15 protein-coding genes and 2 tRNA genes are annotated in these 17,873 nt (G+C 65.6%); 10 read left to right on the top strand and 7 right to left on the bottom strand.

Going from position 1 to position 17,873, the window contains the following annotated elements; all coding sequences use genetic code 11:
- Position 1: 1 nt before the first annotated feature.
- The 9 genes from AAN986_RS18190 to AAN986_RS18150 all read left to right on the top strand — a co-directional run bounded on the left by AAN986_RS18190 (position 2) and on the right by AAN986_RS18150 (position 10,338).
- A complete protein-coding gene (locus tag AAN986_RS18190; RefSeq protein WP_016445403.1) occupies positions 2 to 1,897 on the top strand; it encodes a SurA N-terminal domain-containing protein in 1,896 nt (631 codons plus the stop codon).
- A 74-nt stretch (positions 1,898 to 1,971) separates the two neighbouring features.
- Positions 1,972 to 2,047, top strand: a tRNA-His gene (locus AAN986_RS18185).
- A gap of 256 nt (positions 2,048 to 2,303) precedes the next feature.
- Positions 2,304 to 2,379, top strand: a tRNA-His gene (locus AAN986_RS18180).
- A gap of 454 nt (positions 2,380 to 2,833) precedes the next feature.
- On the top strand, positions 2,834 to 3,346 hold the full coding sequence (locus AAN986_RS18175) for a GspH/FimT family pseudopilin (protein ID WP_016445404.1): 513 nt from the start codon (positions 2,834 to 2,836) through the stop codon (positions 3,344 to 3,346).
- 23 nt (positions 3,347 to 3,369) lie between these two features.
- Complete coding sequence (gene pilV / locus AAN986_RS18170) at positions 3,370 to 3,891, top strand: type IV pilus modification protein PilV (RefSeq protein WP_241150414.1); 522 nt, start codon at positions 3,370 to 3,372, stop codon at positions 3,889 to 3,891.
- A 28-nt stretch (positions 3,892 to 3,919) separates the two neighbouring features.
- On the top strand, positions 3,920 to 4,714 hold the full coding sequence (locus AAN986_RS18165; RefSeq protein WP_047219077.1) for a prepilin-type N-terminal cleavage/methylation domain-containing protein: 795 nt from the start codon (positions 3,920 to 3,922) through the stop codon (positions 4,712 to 4,714).
- The gene (locus AAN986_RS18160) at positions 4,711 to 5,304 is read left to right on the top strand and encodes a PilX N-terminal domain-containing pilus assembly protein (protein ID WP_047219078.1); all 594 of its coding nucleotides are present in this window, start codon (positions 4,711 to 4,713) and stop codon (positions 5,302 to 5,304) included. Before AAN986_RS18165 ends, AAN986_RS18160 begins: the two co-directional genes overlap by 4 nt.
- A gap of 46 nt (positions 5,305 to 5,350) precedes the next feature.
- On the top strand, positions 5,351 to 9,829 hold the full coding sequence (locus tag AAN986_RS18155) for a PilC/PilY family type IV pilus protein (RefSeq protein WP_241150415.1): 4,479 nt from the start codon (positions 5,351 to 5,353) through the stop codon (positions 9,827 to 9,829).
- 95 nt (positions 9,830 to 9,924) lie between these two features.
- The gene (locus AAN986_RS18150) at positions 9,925 to 10,338 is read left to right on the top strand and encodes a type IV pilin protein (protein WP_174538912.1); all 414 of its coding nucleotides are present in this window, start codon (positions 9,925 to 9,927) and stop codon (positions 10,336 to 10,338) included.
- 105 nt (positions 10,339 to 10,443) lie between these two features.
- Here the strand turns inward: AAN986_RS18150 and AAN986_RS18145 are convergent, their stop codons facing one another.
- The 3 genes from AAN986_RS18145 to AAN986_RS18135 all read right to left on the bottom strand — a co-directional run bounded on the left by AAN986_RS18145 (position 10,444) and on the right by AAN986_RS18135 (position 12,773).
- A complete protein-coding gene (locus tag AAN986_RS18145) occupies positions 10,444 to 11,133 on the bottom strand; it encodes a hydrolase (protein ID WP_047219080.1) in 690 nt (229 codons plus the stop codon).
- Positions 11,134 to 11,143: 10 nt separating this feature from the next.
- Complete coding sequence (gene ycaC, locus AAN986_RS18140; protein ID WP_047219081.1) at positions 11,144 to 11,770, bottom strand: isochorismate family cysteine hydrolase YcaC; 627 nt, start codon at positions 11,768 to 11,770, stop codon at positions 11,144 to 11,146.
- 139 nt (positions 11,771 to 11,909) lie between these two features.
- Complete coding sequence (locus AAN986_RS18135) at positions 11,910 to 12,773, bottom strand: pirin family protein (RefSeq protein ID WP_017404961.1); 864 nt, start codon at positions 12,771 to 12,773, stop codon at positions 11,910 to 11,912.
- 131 nt (positions 12,774 to 12,904) lie between these two features.
- Between AAN986_RS18135 and AAN986_RS18130 the strand changes: the two genes are divergently transcribed.
- Entirely contained in the window at positions 12,905 to 13,807 is a 903-nt protein-coding gene (locus AAN986_RS18130) for a LysR family transcriptional regulator (RefSeq protein ID WP_016445413.1), read from the top strand.
- 85 nt (positions 13,808 to 13,892) lie between these two features.
- Here the strand turns inward: AAN986_RS18130 and AAN986_RS18125 are convergent, their stop codons facing one another.
- The 4 genes from AAN986_RS18125 to AAN986_RS18110 are packed head-to-tail and all read right to left on the bottom strand — an operon-like array spanning position 13,893 to position 17,776.
- Positions 13,893 to 14,393, bottom strand: coding sequence for a copper chaperone PCu(A)C (locus AAN986_RS18125; RefSeq protein WP_013803112.1), 501 nt, complete (start codon positions 14,391 to 14,393; stop codon positions 13,893 to 13,895).
- Complete coding sequence (locus AAN986_RS18120) at positions 14,390 to 15,628, bottom strand: hypothetical protein (RefSeq protein WP_047219082.1); 1,239 nt, start codon at positions 15,626 to 15,628, stop codon at positions 14,390 to 14,392. The genes AAN986_RS18125 and AAN986_RS18120 overlap by 4 nt, the downstream gene beginning before the upstream one ends.
- 1 nt (position 15,629) lies before the next feature.
- The gene (locus AAN986_RS18115; RefSeq protein ID WP_047219083.1) at positions 15,630 to 16,829 is read right to left on the bottom strand and encodes a methanobactin export MATE transporter MbnM; all 1,200 of its coding nucleotides are present in this window, start codon (positions 16,827 to 16,829) and stop codon (positions 15,630 to 15,632) included.
- Complete coding sequence (locus AAN986_RS18110; protein ID WP_047219084.1) at positions 16,829 to 17,776, bottom strand: MbnP family copper-binding protein; 948 nt, start codon at positions 17,774 to 17,776, stop codon at positions 16,829 to 16,831. Before AAN986_RS18110 ends, AAN986_RS18115 begins: the two co-directional genes overlap by 1 nt.
- Positions 17,777 to 17,873: the final 97 nt, after the last annotated feature.

The raw sequence follows: 17,873 nt of genomic DNA, 5'->3' as shown, positions 1-17,873 counted from the left end.
CATGTTCGAATCCATCCGCAAGCATTCCAAGTTCGTGATGATCTTGTTGTTCTTGCTGATCATTCCCTCGTTCATCTTCGTGGGGGTCAACCAGAACTACTTCACCGAATCCAGCGTGATCGTCGCGCGTGTGGATGGACATGAGATCAAACAGGCCGACTGGGAGAACGCGCACCGCATGGAAAGCGACCGCCTGCGCGCCGAGAACCCCAACGTCGACCCCAAGCTGCTGGATTCGCCGCAGGCGCGCTACGCCACGCTGGAGAAGATGGTGCGTGACCAGGTGCTGGCCGCTGCCGTGCAGAAGATGCACCTGGCCGCATCGGATGCACAGCTGGTGCGCACGCTGCAGGAGATTCCCGCGATTGCCGCGCTCAAGAAGCCGGATGGCTCGATGGATGCCGAAGCCTACCGCGCCCTGGTCGGATCGCAGGGCCTGACGCCTGAGGGCTTCGAGGCCAATCTGCGCCGCGAACTGTCCATGAACCAGGTGATGGGTGGCGTCACGGGCACGGCCTTTGCGACCGACGCCCAGGTCAAGCAGGCCATCGATGCGCTGTACCAGCGCCGCGAAGTGCAGGTGGCACGCTTCGAAGCCAGCGCCTACGCCAGCAAGGTCCAGCCCACCGAGGCCGACCTCAAGGCCTACTACGACGCCCACACCAGCCAGTTCCAGCAACTGGAGCAGGCCAAGGTGGAATACCTGCTGCTGGATGTGCCCAGCATCGAGGCCGGCATCACGCTGAGCGAAGACGATGTGCGTTCCTACTACAACCAGAACGCCGAGCGCCTGGCCGGTCCCGAGGAGCGCCGCGCCAGCCACATCCTGATCAACGCATCCAAGGATGCCCCCGCGGCAGAGCAGGAGAAAGCCAAGGCCAAGGCCGAGGAACTGCTGGCCGAGCTGCGCAAGGACCCCAAGCGCTTCGCGGAGCTGGCCAAGGCCAACTCGCAGGACGGCGGCTCCGCTGCATCGGGTGGCGACCTGGGCTACTTCGGCCGTGGTGCCATGGTCAAGCCGTTCGAGGATGCAGCCTTCGGCATGAAGGTCGGCGACATCAGTGACGTGGTGCACAGCGACTTCGGCTACCACATCATCTCGCTGGTGGACATCAAGAAGCCCAAGGCGCCGAGCTTCGAGCAGATGCGTCCCAAGCTGGAAGCAGAACTCAAGCAGCAGCAGGCGCAGCGCAAGTTCGCCGAACTGGCGGAAGGCTTCTCCAACGCGGTCTACGAGCAGTCGGACAGCCTGCAGCCCGTGGCCGAGAAGTTCAAGCTCACCGTGCAAAAGGCAGACCATGTGACGCGCCAGCCCGGCCCCAACGTCAAGGGCCCCCTGGCCAATCCCCGTTTCCTGGAGGCGCTGTTCTCCAGCGATTCGCTCAACAACAAGCGCAACACCGATGCGGTGGAGCTGGGTTCCAACCAGTTGGTGGCCGGCCGCGTGGTGGAGTACACGCCTGCCCGCACGCTGCCCATGGCCGAGGTCGGCGACAAGCTGCGCACCCTGTATGTGGCGCAAAAATCCGCCGAACTGGCCAAGGCCGATGGCGAAGCCAAGCTCGCCGCATGGAAGGCCAAGCCTGACGCGGCGCAATTGCCCGCAGCCAAGGTGATCAGCCGTGACCAGCCCGAAGGCCAGTCGCGCGAAGTGGTGGACGCTGCCCTGCGTGCGCCCACGGCCCAGCTGCCTGCGTGGACGGGTGTTGACCTGGGCGCGCAAGGCTATGCCGTGGTCAAGATCAACCGCATCGTCGAGCGTCCGGCCGATGATGCGCAGGCGGCTGCCGCGCAGAAGCAGGACTTCCTGCGAAGCTCGGCCGTGGCGGAAGCTATGGCATACTACGAGCTTCTCAAGAAACAGCTCAAGGTGCAGATCAAGGTCCCGCGCCCCTGATGAGGGAAATTTCTAGAAAAACAGAAATTTCAGAAATCAAGCAGTTTTTTGGAATAGAATAGCGTTCTTCTACGGTGGCTGTAGCTCAGTTGGTAGAGTCCAGGATTGTGATTCCTGTTGTCGTGGGTTCGAGCCCCATCAGCCACCCCAAATAAAAAAATCCCCAGAGCAGAAATGCTCTGGGGATTTTTGCTTTGGGCGGCAGGGGGACTGGTTGCCCCCGAAAGCGTCCAGGGACGCCGGGCAAGGCTCCTGCCGGCTGCGGCTGCATGGAGGATGGCGGCATCCTGCCCTTTGCCCGCGTCCCCCGATGCGCCGTTGTTCCTGCTGCACCCGATCCGTCACGCAACGCCTGTTCCAAAGCATTTGTCTGCTGGTTTTTGGCATATAATCGAATGCTTCAACGGTGGCTGTAGCTCAGTTGGTAGAGTCCAGGATTGTGATTCCTGTTGTCGTGGGTTCGAGCCCCATCAGCCACCCCAAACAAGAAAATCCCCAGTGCAGAAATGCACTGGGGATTTTTGCTTTGGGCGCAAACTTTATCTTCCTCGGGCTGGAAGCTGACGGGATATTCGCATCGCCAATTGCGCTGCGGCTGGATTGCGGCCGCGCATGCTGCGGTGGATTTTCAGGCGCTTGGTGCGAGGCCTGCCTCCTGACTTCGGGACCTGCCCTATCGCCACCGTGGCCATGCCATGCCCGTTGCGCGGGCCGTCCCGCCGAGCTTGCGTGCACGGACGGCGGGCCGGGCTTGCTGGATGGGGTGTTGCGCTTTGCGCAGGTTTTTATAAGACAAGTCCTATATTTGTCCCATAACCTGTGTCAATAGGTGTTCCAAATTGCCTTTGCATTACGATTGCAAACATCAATCAAGAGCAATGGCGCAGGGCTTGCAGGCCTGTCGCATGGTTCCCCGGCAACGAGAAGCACGCTTGCATGAAAAACCCCGGTTACACGCGCAACGGCTGTCCAGGCGGCACATGGCAATGGCCCCGTGGCTTCACCCTCATCGAGATGATGGTGGTGGTGGCGCTGGTCGCGATTCTGGCCGCTCTGGCCGCTCCTTCCTTCATCGCTCAAATAGCCAACCAGCGCGTCAGCTCGGCTGCGCTCGAGTTGCAGTCGTTGCTGCAGCTGGCTCGCTCCGAAGCGGTCTACAAACGGGTGGAAAGCAGCTTCGTGGGCGCGGGGCAGACATGGTCCGCCAAGTCGGGCGGGCAACTGGTGCGCGAGGCCCGGGTGCCTGATGCCGTGACCGTCTCGCCCTCCGGTGATTCTTCCCAGGGTGTCCTGTTCGAAACCACGGGGACCGCCAGGCAGTTCTCCGGCGCCAGCACGCTGTACACGCTGACCGTCACGGCTCGCCATGCCACGCGCATGCAATGCCTGAGAGTGACTCGCGCCGGGCTTGTGCGCCAGCAGCGGCTGCCTGCCGGCGGCAGTTGCTGATGCGCGTGCAACGGGTCTGCAACATGTCCATTCCTTTTCCTTCTCGCAGGCAACGCGGCGCAGGCCTTATCGAGGTACTCGTCGCCGTGCTGCTGGTGGCCGTGGGGCTGCTGGGCGCCGTGCGCATCCATGTGCGTGCCATTGAATACACCGTGGATACCGAGCGGCGCCAGATGGCATCCATGCTGGCTTCCGAGCTGCTGGAGACCCTGCGGGGGGACACGGCCACGGTCCTGGACGCGAAGGGCGCGCCCGTGGCGGAACTGGGCGGCTACCAGAAGCTGGAGGGTGCCGCGATGCCCGCGGCACCCGTGGCCTGCCAGCCTTTGCCGCAGCCGCGGGAGCAGCGCCTGGCCTGCTGGGGCGACCGGGCCCGCAAGCTGGTGCCCGATCTCACCGCGGACCGCATCGACAGCTCCTTCGCCGTGAGCGCCGATGCCGATGGCCTGGTGTCCGTGACGGTGGCCTGGCCGGTCAAGAAAGGCCAATGTCTGGATGGAAGCGACAATGAATTTTGCACATTCACGCTGCGGTCGCGGCTTTGAGCGCGGGCCGGGCGCATGGGCGTGCCGCATGCGCATGCCGTCCCAGGCGGGCATGTCCCTGGTGGAGATTATGGTGGCGCTGGCCATCGGCCTGTTCCTCGTGCTGATTGCCACCACCATCTACATGCAGGGGCTGTCGAGCTTCGGTTTTCGCGTGGGGCAGAGCGAGAACCTCGGCAACAGCCGGCTGGCACTGGCCGTGCTGGACTCCGAGTTTTCCAAGGCAGGCTACAGAAGAGACCCTTCGCAGGCGATGTTCGACGCATTTCCTGCCGATTCCTCGCCCCATCCCAACGGCTGCCAGTTCGCCCAGGGACAGGCGCTCTACGCGGCTGACACGCAGAGCATCTGCCTTCGCTTCCAGCCCCGGGACGCTGCGGAAACCGACTGTGCGGGCACGCCCGCGAACCTGGGAGCCGCCGGCCCCTATGACGCTCCGACGCCGGCGACCGGCATGTTCGCGGAGAAATACACCGTTGAAAGTGGTGTGCTGGTGTGCCGGGCGGCGCAGGAGGTTGTGCCGCTCGCCGATGGCGTGCGGGCGGTGCATTTCGAGTTCGGCATCGATCGGCAGACAGCGCCCGGCGCGATACGCCGGGTCGATGCCTTCGCGGCCACGTTGCCCGGGCAGCAGGAAGCCATCCGTTCCCTGCGCCTTGCCCTCTTGCTGGAAAGCTCCGGCAAGGTGACGCAGGGCATGGCCTCCACCGTCTGCGAGCGTTGGGCGCAACTGGGCGGCGCCGCGGCCCGATGCGATGCGAATGCCGGCGCCCTGCTGCAACTGGCCACCGGCACGCTCACCCTGAGGAATCTGATGCCATGACCGCGCTGATCGGAGCCCGGAGCCGCCGCTGCATGCCCTGTGTCCTGGACGGGCGCCAGCGCGGCAATGCCTTGCTGGTGTCCATGATCATGCTGCTGCTGGTGTTGTTGCTGGCGGTGGTCGGCATGCGCGTGGCCACGCTGGAGGCGCGCATCGCCGCCAACATGGTGGATAGCCAGCGGCTGTATGAAACCGCGGATGGCACGCTGCGAGAAGGCGAGCGCAAGCTGCTGGAGCATGCCGTCGCACTCAAGCCCTGCAATGGCGCCGGCACTCCGGTGGCCGAGGGCAGCGGCATTCCCTGCTCGGTGTCCGATGTGCGTACGGACTCCATCGGGCTCGGCACGGATTTTCGGACGACCAAGGCCAAGGCGGCCGGGTTTCAGAAGCCCGATGGGTACTGGTATCCCCGATACATCACGACCGCCTGTCCCAAGTCGGGTAGTGCGACGTCCGCGCTGGATGCACCCGCCACCGGCTGCACGGACTTCTATGAGGTCAATGCCCAGGCCACGGAAAAGTCGCAGGCCCAGGCCTGCGGAGCGGATGCGCTGTGCCTGCGGTCCAGCGTCAACATGTTCATAAAGTAAGCAGGGGGAGGGAGCTTCAATGGCTCGCATTGCAAGTTGGAAAACCATGCATGGCCCGAGGGCGCGCCAGGGCCGGGCACGCGCGTGGCCGGCCCTGGCGCTGTGGACGTGCGCACTGGCACTGGCCAGTACGCCGGCGCATGCCCAGGGGCGCGCGGACACCGTGCTGTCCCAGATGCCGCTGTTCGTGAACCAGGCGTTGGCGCCCTTGAACATGCTGGTGATGGGGCGTGACCACAAGCTGTACTACGAGGCCTACAACGATGCCTCCGACCTCAACGGCGACGGTGTGATCGATGTCGGGTACAAGCCAGACCAGATCGACTACTACGGCTACTTCAACAACAACGTCTGCTACAGCTATTCCAAGGGTGTTTTCGTGCCCTCGCAGGCAGCGACCGGAAGCAACAGGAAAAAGTGCTCGAACAACTGGAGTGGCGACTTCCTGAACTATCTGGGCACATCGCGCATGGATGCCATACGCCGCGTGCTTTATGGCGGCATGCGTGCGGAGGACACGGCTTCGCGCACCGTTTTGCAGACCGCCTACATTCCCAGGGATGCGCACAGCTGGGGCAAGGCCTATGACCCTGCGCGGGATCTCGGGGTCTACAGCATTTCGGACTATGCGCCGCTGCGCCAGCCGGCGGTCGGCACGCGCCATCTGTTTGCCGTCACCACGCTGGGGGAGGCCGCTGGCGTCATCACCCAGTTGCGCGTGCTCAATGACTCCTCGTTCCAGATCTGGGATTGGGTGTCCCAGGAGGGCTTTGCAGGGCAGAGCAACTGTGCAGGCGGCAATTCGTGCGCGCGAGGCACCAGCAGGATCACCGACTACAACCTGCTTGTGGAGGCCTGCTCCAGCAGCAATGTCCAGTTGCTCGAGGCCAGCTGCAAGGCCTATCCCAACGGCGGCAAGACCATCTACAAGCCCACGGGGCTGCTGCACGACTTCGGAGAGAACGGGAAGATGTACTTCGGCCTGCTCACAGGCTCGTACGAGAAAAACATCGCCGGCGGCGTGCTGCGCCGCAATATCAGCAATTTCGCAGAGGAAGTCGACCCTCAGACGGGCCAGTTCAGGACGGGTGTCAATGGCGTGGTCGCCAACATAGACCGCCAGCGCCTGATCGGCTACACCGGCGGCAAATACGTGGAATGCGGCTGGATCACGTCCGGCCCCATCAGTTCGCTGGACAAGCCTTCGAAGTGCGCCATGTGGGGCAATCCCATCAGCGAAATGATGTTCGAGACCATGCGCTATTTCGGCGGCGCGTCCCAGGCCCTCGGCATCTATGACTACGCCGGCGGCTCCTCCAAGGATGCGTCCCTGGGCCTGTCCAAGCCCGCCTGGGAAACGCCCTACAGGGCCAAGGCCGAAGGCGGGGGCGGCTACCAGTACTGCTCCCGTCCCGTCATGACGGTGCTCAGCGACATCAATCCCTCCTACGACGGCAAGCTGCCTGGCAGCCGCTACGCGAGCGTCGGCGCCAGCGCCCTCAATGGCTTCAATGTCTCTGACGAGGTGGCGGCCATCGGCTCGGCCGAGCGCATAGACGGGAAGAACTTCTTCATCGGCCAGTCAACGTCGGGCAATGCCGACCAGGCTCCTTCGGTCAAGACCATTGCAGACCTGTCCTGGGCGCGCGGCCTGTCTCCCGAGGAGCCCAGCAAGGAAGGCACCTACTATGCCGCCGGCGTGGCCCGTTTCGGCGCCAGGAATGCCATCTTCGGCAACAGCCAGGGCAAGAATGCGCTGAGGACCTACTCCGTGGCCATTGCGTCACCGCTGCCGGAAATACGCTTTCCGATCGGCGGCAAACGCTTTGTGACCATTGCGCCGTTTGCCAAGACCGTCTCCGGCAGTGCCGGCGGCAGCACCGTGAACAATGCGGTCTTCACGCCGACCAACCAGATCGTCGACTACTACGTGGTCAACATTGCCAACACGGGCAAGGCGGACATCGATGCCTCGGTCAATGGCGGGCGGCCCTATGCGGAGTTCCGCATCAACTACGAGGACGTGGAGCAGGGCGCCGACCATGACATGGACGCCATCGCGCGCTACACGGTCGCGCTGCAGGCCGATGGCAAGGTGAAGATCGACATGGTGTCCGAATACGCCGCTGGCGGCCTGGGACAGCACATGGGCTATGTGATCTCGGGCACCACCAAGGACGGCATGTACCTGGAGGTGCGTGACAAGGACACGGCCTCGGCCTACTACGCCTACAACACGCCACCCAATCGCGATCCGGGCTACTGCCGGGGCAGCATCTCGGCCCAGCAGCGCACGGAATGCACGAACCTGGGACTCACGGCCACCCGCAGCTTCACTCCCGGCAATGCGACCGACGCGGGCAGCTTCCTGAAGGGGCCTCTGTGGTATGCCGCCAAGTACGGAGTGCCGGACCGCGACCCCTCCAAGATCACGGGAGATCCGGACAACTATTTTCTGGTGACCAATGCCGGCACGCTCAAGGACCAATTGACCAAGGCGTTCAACGACATCCTGCAGAGCATCAGTTCCGTGACGGCGGTCAGCGTGGACATGCCCACTGCGACACTGGGCGAAGGCGCCGACCTGTACCGGACCACGTTCGAGGTCCAGTACTGGAGCGGCGATGTCATCCGCGAGAAGCTCACCACCAGCGACAGAACGCTGGTCTGGAGCGCGGCGGAACTCCTGTCGGAGCGGTCCGCCGATGACCGCAAGATCTACTATCCCAGCAGGACCGGCAGTGCCGTGTCGCTGAGCCCTTTCACGTACTCCAGTCTCAGCGGGCAGCGCTCCGATGCGTCCTGGCTGGCCGTGCTCAACACGGACCCTGCCACGAACTCCGCCGATGGCCAGGCAAAAAAGCGCATCGAGTTCCTGCGTGGCGAGGTGCGCGATGACTTGCGCGTGCGCAAGCCCCTGGACAGCGGAAAGCCCAATGTGCTGGGCGATATCGTCAATTCCTCGCTGGTGCGGGTCAAGGGCGGCCTGTACCGCGCCTCTGCCGCGGACAAGCTGGAGGGCAGCACCACCTATGCCGCCTTTGCCGCGAAACAGGCTGCCAAGGAGATGTTGTATGTGGGCGCCAACGACGGCATGCTGCACGCCTTCGACGCGGCATCGGGCAAGGAGGAGTTCGCCTTCATTCCATCGGGCGTGAAGGATTCGCTCAATGTCCTGGCGTCCCGGTATGGCGCGGGCGGCGCTCCCCACCGCTACTTCGTGGACGGGACGCCCGTGGTCTCGGATGTCTACTTCGGCAACGCCTGGCACAGGGTGCTGGTCGGCAGCCTGGGCGCGGGCGGGCGGCAGGTCTTCGCGCTGGACGTCACGGACCCCACCTCCCCCCGGTTGCTGTGGGAGTTCGGGGTTGAACAGGACGAACGCATGGGTTACTCGATGCCCGCGCCTGTCGTGGCGCGGCTCAACGACGCCGGCCGGTCCATGGGCAAGTGGGTGGTATTCCTGTCCAATGGCTACCAGGCGTCGAACAGCGCCTCCGGCGAGTCCAGCCTGTTTGTGCTGGATGTTTCCAGTGGCGAGGTCATCCGGCGCTTTGACTTCGCGGCAGGCATGACGGCCGCGGAGTTGAGCGCGCTGCCTGCGCCGAAAAACGGCCTGTCGCGCGCCGCCGTGGTGGACAACAACGGCGATGGCAAGGTGGACGTGGCCTATGCCGGTGATCTTGCGGGCAATGTATGGCGCGTGGACCTGGCCAGTGGCGCCAGCGGCTCATGGAATGCGCAACTGTTCTTTGTGGCACGCGAGTCCGAACGCAGCGGCGGCAAGCGGCTGTCCATCACCACCGCACCCTACGTGGTGCGGCACTCCAGCGGCAAGGGCGATGTGGTGGCCTTCGGCACGGGCCGCTTCATGACGGATGACGACAAGCTGGACATGCGCCGGCAATCGGTGTTCGGTATCTGGGATCGCTACGGCACACCCGCCACGACTGCGCCGCAGCCGCTGCCTACCGCCGGCAAGGGGCGCGGGGATCTGCAGGCCCAGCAGTTCACCCAGGTGAGCGGCTTTCCGGGCAAGTTCGCCCTGTCGGCCAACCCGGTCACCTGGTACAAGGACGCCACCAGCACCGCCGACTCCAATGTGCACAGCTGGGGCTGGTACGTCGATCTGCCGCGCGATGGAGAAAGACTGGTCTACGACATGAGCCTGTACGGGCGGGGACTGGTGTTCACCTCCATCCGGCCACCGCTGGGCGACCCTTGCTCCGCAGGCCTGGCCAGCACGATCTACGCCATCGATCCCGACACCGGGGGCAAGACCGACTATGTCGCCTTCGATGTGAACGGCGACGGCATCTTCAACGCCTCCGACAACCTGGCAGGCCAGCAGGTCAACGGCCGCGAGGTGGGGCCGGGCAGGCCTACCATCAGCGGCGCGAAGATCTTCGACTCCAGCGGAAAGCCAAGCGGGGCGGGAGACCCAGTCAAGACCGGGGGCGACGATATCAACAGCGGAGTGGACCGGGGGCGACAGAGCTGGCGCCGCCAGCCAGCGAACCCGTGACCGCCATCCCATCCACTACACACCCATCCACTACACACAGGGGCCTGCCGGCCCCGGCCGTCTGGCTGGCCCTGCGGGCCCCCAAGGAGAAATGCGTGCGCAGCAAGCTACATGGATTCACGCTGATCGAGCTGATGATCACGGTGGCGGTGGTCGCCATTCTTTCGGCGATCGCCTACCCCTCCTACCAGGAATACGTGCTGCGATCGCGGCGCGTGGAAGCGCAAAGCCTGCTGGGCGAGGCCGCCGCCCGGCAGGAGCGCTGGCGGGCGCAGAACGGCGGATACACAAGTTCCGTCGCCAACCTCAGGCTGCCCTGGGGAGACAAGTCCGAGAACGGCCACTACACCCTGACGATGGCCACGGCCGCCAATGACGGCGGCTACACGCTCAAGGCCACGCGCACCGGCCGCCAGGCATCGGACAGGCGCTGCGGCGACTACACCCTGAACGCCCTGGGCGTGAAAGGCATCTCGCCCCTGGGAACGGTGGAGGACTGCTGGCGCTGAGCGCCACAGGGGCCGGGGTCTCAGTCCTGCGCCTCATCCACGAATTCCACCATGGCCGCCGACACCTTGGGCAAGCGGCCTCGTACCCGTGCCGTGCTACCGCAGTCAGGTGCGTTGCGAATCCAGCTGCTCACTGTTCCTGGCCACTTCCTGCGCCTTGGAGTAGCTTTCGATCAGCAACTGGTACGGCGGGAAGACTGCGCTGTAGGCCTGCGCCCACTGCAACGCGTCCTCGCGGTTCCAGGTCTTTTGCACCTCCGAGCACACCGCCGCCGTGTCCATCGGCACGACACCAGCCTGCACGATGCGCGCCAGCGTGATTTCCTGCGCCATTTTCGAGTAGGTCCCCGAGGCGTCGATCACCGCGAAGACCTGGTAGCCCTCGTGCACCGCGGCGATGCTGGGAAAGGCCATGCAGACGCTGGTGATCGTCCCCGCGATGATGAGCTGCCTGCGCCCGGTGGCCTTGACGGCAGCGACGAACTCCGGGTTGTCCCAGGCGTTGATCTCGCCCTTGCGCGCAACGTACCGGGCATGCGGGGCGTACTGGTGGATCTCGGGGATCAAGGGGCCGTTCGGACCCTGCGGCACCGATGCGGTGGTGATGACCGGGATCTTCGCCAGTGTCGCTACCTTGGCGAGTGTGGTGGCATTGGCACGTACCTCGGTGAAGGGCATGTCCTTGATGGTCTGGAACAGGCCGCTTTGATGGTCGATCAGCAGCATCGCCGCATTGTCGGGATCGATGACCGGGCGGGCGCCGTTGAAGTTGGCGATGGTTTGGGGTGTGCTCACGGTCTTCTCCTCAATTGCCCTGGGTGAACGTGGTGTGGCTCGTGATCAGGTTGCGGTAGTCGGGGATGTGGTTGGAAAACAGAGTGCCCAGCCCCTGCACATCGTTGCGCCAGTCGCGGTGCAGTTCGCAGGCAGCGCCGAACCAGCTCATCAGTTGCACGCCGGCCTGCGACATGCGATTCCACGCCGCATCGCGGGTGATGGAGTTGAAGGTGCCGGAGGCGTCAGTGATCACGAAGACGTCGAAGCCTTCCTCGATGGCCGACAGTGCGGGGAAGGCCACGCACACCTCGGTCACCACGCCGGCGATGATGAGTTGCTTCTTGCCCGTGGCCTTCACGGCCTTGACGAAGTCCTCGTTGTCCCAGGCGTTGATGTTGCCGGGCCGGGCGATGTAGGGCGCCTGGGGAAACTGGCTCTTGAGCTCCGGCACCAGCGGTCCGTTGGGGCCGTTCTCGAAGCTGGTCGTCAGGATGGTGGGCAGCTTGAAATAGCTGGCGATGTCGGCCAGCGCCAGCACGCTGTTCTTGAACTTGTCCGGGTCGATGTCGCGTACAAGGGAGAGCAGGCCGGTCTGGTGGTCTACCAGCAGCACGGCGGCGTTGTCCTTGTCCAGGCGGACGTAGGGCTTGGTCATGGTGAATCTCCTTGGGGTTGCAAAGTGCCCGGGATGGGCGGTTCAGGCGCAGCCGTGCACGACCGGGGCAGCAGGCCCCGGCTGAACAAAGCCGCGTCGGGGGAAACATGCAGGACTCCCGGCGGGAGCCCTGCGGCGCTCAGTGCGCCATCTGGCCGAAGCGTCCGCTGTTGAAGTCGGTCATGGCCTGACGGATCTCGGCCTCGCTGTTCATCACGAACGGGCCATAGCCCACCACCGGCTCATCGATGGGCTCGCCGGACAGCCACAGCACGGTGGCGTCGCTGCTGCCCTCGATCTCCACGCCGCTGCCGGCGCGCTCCAGGTGCACCAGTTGTCCTTCCCGCGCGATGGCGCCGTTGACCAGCACCGAGCCGTGGAGCACCACCAGGGCCAGCGTGTGGCCGTCCTTCGCGTCGAACCGGCCCACGCCGCCATGGCGGATGCGGATGTCCCACACGTCCATCGCCGTGAAGGTCTGCGCCGGGCCGCGGTGGCCGCCGAACTCGCCGGCAATCACCCGCACACGGCCCGCGCCTTCCGCCAGGTCCGCCCAGGGAATCTGCGCATCCAGCAGCGTCTGGTAGCCCGGCGCGGTCATTTTGTCCTTGGCGGGCAAGTTGACCCAGAGCTGCACCATCTCGATGGTTCCGCCGCGTTCGGTGAAGGCGCGCGAGTGGAATTCCTCGTGCAGGATGCCGCCGCCAGCGGTCATCCACTGCACGTCACCGGGGCCGATCAGGCCGCCGGCGCCGGTGGAGTCGCGGTGCTCCAGCTCGCCCTGGTAGACGATGGTCACGGTCTCGAAACCACGGTGCGGGTGCTGGCCGACGCCGCGCGGCCGGTCGGTCGGCCCAAAGGGCGTCGGCGCCGCGTGGTCAAGCAGCAGGAACGGGCTCAGGTGCTTGCCCAGCCCGTCGTAGCCGAACAGCGAGCGCACCGGAAAACCGTCGCCTACCCAGTGCATGCGGGGGGCGCTGTAGACACCGAGGATTTTCTTCATGCTGATCTCCTTGTGTCGCCGAGACAAAGGTCTTGGCTGACGGATAGAGAATAGGATTTGAACGATGAACGCGGTAGTCGTTAATATTTGCCATCAGAGTCCTATCTGAGGAACGATGAAGGCGGTGTGCAATGAAAGACCTGAACGACCTCTACTACTACGTGCAGGTGGTGGACCACGGCGGCTTTGCGCCCGCGGGCCGCGCGCTGGGGATGCCCAAATCCAAGCTGAGCCGGCGCATCGCGCAGCTTGAGGAGCGTCTCGGCACGCGCCTGATCCAGCGCTCCACGCGGCGATTTGCCGTCACCGAGACCGGCCAGACCTACTACGGCCACTGCAAGGCGATGCTGGTGGAGGCCGACGCCGCCGACGAGGCCATCGCGCTGACCCACGCCGAGCCGCGCGGCATCGTGCGCATGACCTGCCCGGTGGCGCTGCTCGATGCGCGCATCGCCGACATGCTGGCGGCCTTCATGGCCGCGTATCCGCGCGTGGAGATCCACCTCGAGGAAACCAACCGCCGCGTCGACGTGGTGGGCGAGGGAATCGACGTTGCCATCCGCGTGCGCCCGCCGCCGCTGGAGGACAGCGACCTGGTGATGCGCATGCTCGCCGAGCGCGGTCAATGCCTGGTGGCCTGCCCGCAGCTGCTGACAGGCGGCATCCCCCAGGTGCCCGCCGACCTGGCAGGCCTGCCGAGCATGGACCTGGGCCTGCCGCAGCACGAGCATGTGTGGCACCTGATCGGCCCGGACGGCACGCAGGCGGCCATCCGCCACCGGCCGCGCCTGGTCACGCGCGGCATGCTGGCGCTGCGCGCGGCGGCCTTGGCGGGGGTGGGCGTGGTGCAACTGCCCTCGATGATGGTGCGCGAGCAGATCGCGCGCGGTGAACTGGTCCACGTCATCCCGGGCTGGGCGCCACGGCGCGAGATCATCCACGCGGTGTTCGCCTCTCGGCGCGGGCTGCTGCCGGCCGTGCGGGCGCTGCTGGATTTCCTGGCCGAGCGGTTTGAGGCGCTGGACGAAGACTGAGCTGCCGGCAAGCCCCATGGTGGCGATTGCAGCAGTTCATGGCTGCATCTCGACCTGTGGGGCACGGCTCCTGCCGCATGTCCGTTCAATGCGGGTGTTGGTGTCCGGATGGCATGCGCTTGGGTTGCTGCACCCAGACCTTGACCTTGTATTCGCCAGCCTTTTCGAACTGCAGCGTCAGATCGAAGCGATCACCCTCGCGCAGGGGCTGCGTGAGTCCGATCAGCATGAGGTGGTGTGACTGGCCATGGCGCAACTGCACCTCCTGGCCTGCGGGCAGTTCGATGAAGGGCACTTCGCGCATGCGCATGATGTCGCCCTCCATCTTCATCTCATGCAGCTCCACGCGTGCGGCCGCTGGCGTGCTGGCCCCGATGAGCCGGTCGGCGTTCTTTCCCTTGTTCCTGATCCCCCGCAAATACGCCGCCCCGTTGCTGGAGCCGGCGATGGAGGGCGTGGCGTAGGGGTGGTCTATGACCAGGTCTCCCGCCCGGAAGTCATGGGCCCGTGCCGTCAGCGGCAGTGTCAGGGCACAGCCCGTGCCCAGCAGCATTCCAAGCGCCTGGCGGCGAAGCATTGTGGTCATTTCCAGTTCCTTTCCAACAGGGCATCGGGGGTCCAGATCAGCCGCAGGCCTGCCACCGTATGGCCTTTGCCGGCAATGTGCTCGCGCCCGGCTTCAAGCGCGATCAGAACGCTTTTGACGGGGCGCCAGCCGGCCATGGCCGTGAAGCGGCGCGATGGGTTGTTGGGCAGCAGGTTGGCGTCCGTGGCCACCAGCAGGGCGCCCGGCCCGCTGACGCGATTGGTGCTTCTGAGCCATTCCTGGCGGGCGCCGAATTCCCAGCGTGCGCGCGGCTGCCAGAGCACCTCCAGCCAGCCGCCCAGCGTGCGGCCCTGGTAGCGGGTGTCGCCGTTCTGGGAATAGAGGTTTCCGCTTTCGCGCCGCCAGATGCCTGCTGCGGTGAGCTGGACGCCGGGCAGCGGCGTGGTCCAGGTAGCGCTGGCCCCGGCCAGGTCCACGGTGCCGTCGAAGCAGGTGATGTCGCGCAGGCTGGCATTGCACTGTGGCGCCGTGTGGATGTGGCCGCTGTTGGAGCGCTGCACATAGGCGCCGCGCCCCTTGGGCTGCATCCGGCTGTAGAAGACGTCTGCCTCCACCGAGGTCCAGGCGGCGCTGGCATGCAGGACGGGCGCCCAGGCGGCGTTGTCGCTGCCGGGAAAGCGCCGGGCGCGCCAAAGCCCCAGGTCAATGCCCTGCAGCCAGGACATGGCGCCTTGCAGGTGGGGACGCCAGGCGGCGTTGACGCCATCCTCGATCCAGTCGCCGTTGAAGGCCGCCCGCTTGGCCAGCGGCATCTGGCCGTAGCGGTCGAAGTGCCCGGCACGCGTGAGCACCTGCCCCATGGGCACGCGGTTGCGGCCTGCGCCCAGGGTCAGCTCGGCGTCTGAGCCGCTGCGCGCCTCCATCCAGGCGGCCTCCACGTGGGCTGGGTCGCTGTCGTGCCAGCCCATCACGATGTTGGCCCCCAGTTGGGGAGATACGCGCAGGCCGGCGCCCAGGGTGCCATGCTCCAGCCGCCAGCCGCGCTGGTCGTCAGGCGTGTCGCCCAGGCCCAGCGTGCCGGCCAGCCTGGGCGCCGGCAAGGTGGAGTCGCCATGGAGATAGGCGGCCACCGCCGCCATGTCGATGCGCAGGCCGTTGGTCTGCGGTATGCCGTCATCCAGGGTGTGCGCGGCGGCGCCGCCTGCCGCCAAGGCGATGACGGCGGCGATGGCCGCTGCCAGCGGTGTGCATTGCGCGAGGAAGGTGCGTTGCATGCTATTGGCCTGCCTGCTGTGCAAAGGGATCGGCGAGCCTGGGGTTGGTGAGCAGCTCATGGTCCGTGAGGGTTTTGAGAAAGGCCAGCAGGTCGGCGCGGTCGTCGGCCGTCAGGGCGATCTGGTTGATGAAGTCGTTCTTGTTGGGGTTGGCGCGCCCGTCGCCGGCATGCGGGCCGGACGTGATGTTGCGGCCCCCGGCTGCATAGAACTGCAGCACTTCCTCCAGCGTCGCGATGCTGCCGTCATGCATGTAGGGGCCGGTGACTTCCACATTGCGCAGGCTGGGCGCGCGGAACTTGCCCATGTCCTTGAAGAGCTGGGTCAGTTCGTAGACGCCCCGGTTGGGCTCGGGGAAGGCGCCGGTGCCGCCGATGTTGTAGAGGCCCGTGTTGTGGAACGGGGTCTCGACGATGCGGCTGCCCGCGTGCACGATCTGGTCGTTGAAGTTGAAGCTGCTGTGGCAGTGGAAGCACTCGGCCTTTTCGCCGAAGAACAGGTTCATGCCGCGCTGCTCGGCCGGGCTCAGTGCCGTGCCGCCCTTGAGGTACTGGTCATATTTGCTGTTGCCCGAAAGAATGGTGCGCTGGAACGCCGAGATGGCGTGGATCACATTGCCCCAGGTGATGGGCGCTGCCTGGCCCGGGTAGGCCTTGGCGAAGCGCGGGCCGTAGCCGGTGTCGGCAGCCAGCCGCGCGAGGATTTCCTCCTTGTTGTTGTCGTTGACGCCCATCTCCACCGGGTCCGTGCCGAACAGCGGTGTCTCCATCTGCTTTTCAAGCGTGACCAGCGAGGGGTTGGCCCAGGTCAGCGTGGCGTTGTAGACCACGTTGGCCAGGCTCTGGGCGTTGCGCGGATGTGCGTGCCCTGTGGAGCCCAGTGATGTCGTCAGGCCATCGGTGAAGGCCTTGGACTGTATGTGGCAGCTCGCGCAGGCCTGCGTGCCATTGCCCGAAAGGCGCCTGTCGTAGAACAGAAAGCGGCCGAGCGCGGCCTTCTCTGCCGTCATGGGATTGGTGTCGGGCACCTTGGGGGTGGGGAAAAAGGAGGGCAGCGCCCAGGACCAGCCCGTGCTGCTGCCGGAGTCATCGTGGACGGCGGTGTCGCCGCCCCCGCAGCCCGCCAGGGCGATGGCCCCGGCAAGGCCGCACAGGGCGGCGGTCCATGCCGCCACCCGCCGAAGCGAATGGGGCTTGTGCATTACTTGGCCTCGGTACGGAACACGGTCTGGCCGCTGCCTTCATTGATGGAGCGGCCCGTGGTCAGATCGATCTTGAGCGCGCTGAAGATGGGCACGCATTCCGGATCGGTGGCCCCGGACATGCAGCCGGCGGCGCCGCCCAGGTCTTCCTTGACGTTCGAGCCCTGCAGCAGCTGCGCAATGTCCAGCACCACCTTCTGGGTGCCGGCATTGAAATCGCCGAACCCGAAATCCATGCGGTCCGGACGCGCGCAGCTGACCGTCTCGCCGGTCACGGGGTTGCCCGTGCAGCCGGTGGAGCCCAGGTGCACGTAGAACGTCTTGCCGGGGGCGGCCGGCGCGGGGCGGGCCACGCCGCCCACGGGGTTGACCTCGATCTGGGCGAACTTGCGGCCGGCCTGCCAGGACCAGGCCAGGGCCTGCACATCGAGCGGCTTGGGTGCGACGGCATAGTCGGTGTGGTTGACCGAGGAGGGCACGCCCACGGTCATCCTGATGCCCTTGTACGTGCCTGCGGGCACCGTGCCCCGGACCTGCGTGTTCTGCGCCTGCGTGCCTGCGTCGGCGCATGCGCCGGTGCCGTCCTCCAGGTCGATCAGCGTCACCTCCTTGGTCTGCCAGTCGTTGACATCCAGGGTGACCGCCACGGCCTCGCCCTTGTCATTGATCAGCGAGACGCCGCTGACGTAAAAGCGCAGGTCATGCAGGTCCACCGTGGCCTGGGTGGTTCCCATGCCGGCGATGGGCGTGCCGCATTTGGCGGGCAGGTTGCCGGCCTTGGCGGCGAACTCGATGGCCACGGCCTGGGGGCCTGTGGGTGTGGTGGGCGTGGTGGGCTGGCCGTTGTCACCGCCTCCGCCGCCACCGCAGGCGGCCAGCAGCAGCGGCAGCGCGGTGGCGATCAGGGCGAGGGGAAAGCGGGAGTTGTCAAAGTAAGTGGTACGCATGGGTAAACGGTTTCTTGGTGCCTGCGCTGGGGCCATGGCGGCGCGCAGGCGTGGGTAACCCTGCAGGCTGTGACACGGGTCGCGGCTTGGCATGGGA

Origin of the sequence: Delftia sp. DS1230, from assembly GCF_040112715.1 — a bacterium.
GTDB lineage: Bacteria > Pseudomonadota > Gammaproteobacteria > Burkholderiales > Burkholderiaceae_C > Comamonas > Comamonas tsuruhatensis.
Note: the sequence above shows the minus strand (reverse complement) of the source record. Positions and strands in the feature narration are given on the sequence as shown.

Coding starts and splice junctions, on each gene's coding strand:
- AAN986_RS18190 (WP_016445403.1), top strand. CDS start 2: ATGTTCGAATCCATCCGCAAGCATTCCAAGTTCGTGATGATCTTGTTG.
- AAN986_RS18175 (WP_016445404.1), top strand. CDS start 2,834: ATGAAAAACCCCGGTTACACGCGCAACGGCTGTCCAGGCGGCACATGG.
- pilV (WP_241150414.1), top strand. CDS start 3,370: ATGTCCATTCCTTTTCCTTCTCGCAGGCAACGCGGCGCAGGCCTTATC.
- AAN986_RS18165 (WP_047219077.1), top strand. CDS start 3,920: ATGCGCATGCCGTCCCAGGCGGGCATGTCCCTGGTGGAGATTATGGTG.
- AAN986_RS18160 (WP_047219078.1), top strand. CDS start 4,711: ATGACCGCGCTGATCGGAGCCCGGAGCCGCCGCTGCATGCCCTGTGTC.
- AAN986_RS18155 (WP_241150415.1), top strand. CDS start 5,351: ATGCATGGCCCGAGGGCGCGCCAGGGCCGGGCACGCGCGTGGCCGGCC.
- ycaC (WP_047219081.1), bottom strand. CDS start 11,770: ATGACCAAGCCCTACGTCCGCCTGGACAAGGACAACGCCGCCGTGCTG.
- AAN986_RS18135 (WP_017404961.1), bottom strand. CDS start 12,773: ATGAAGAAAATCCTCGGTGTCTACAGCGCCCCCCGCATGCACTGGGTA.
- AAN986_RS18130 (WP_016445413.1), top strand. CDS start 12,905: ATGAAAGACCTGAACGACCTCTACTACTACGTGCAGGTGGTGGACCAC.
- AAN986_RS18125 (WP_013803112.1), bottom strand. CDS start 14,393: ATGACCACAATGCTTCGCCGCCAGGCGCTTGGAATGCTGCTGGGCACG.
- AAN986_RS18120 (WP_047219082.1), bottom strand. CDS start 15,628: ATGCAACGCACCTTCCTCGCGCAATGCACACCGCTGGCAGCGGCCATC.
- AAN986_RS18115 (WP_047219083.1), bottom strand. CDS start 16,829: ATGCACAAGCCCCATTCGCTTCGGCGGGTGGCGGCATGGACCGCCGCC.
- AAN986_RS18110 (WP_047219084.1), bottom strand. CDS start 17,776: ATGCGTACCACTTACTTTGACAACTCCCGCTTTCCCCTCGCCCTGATC.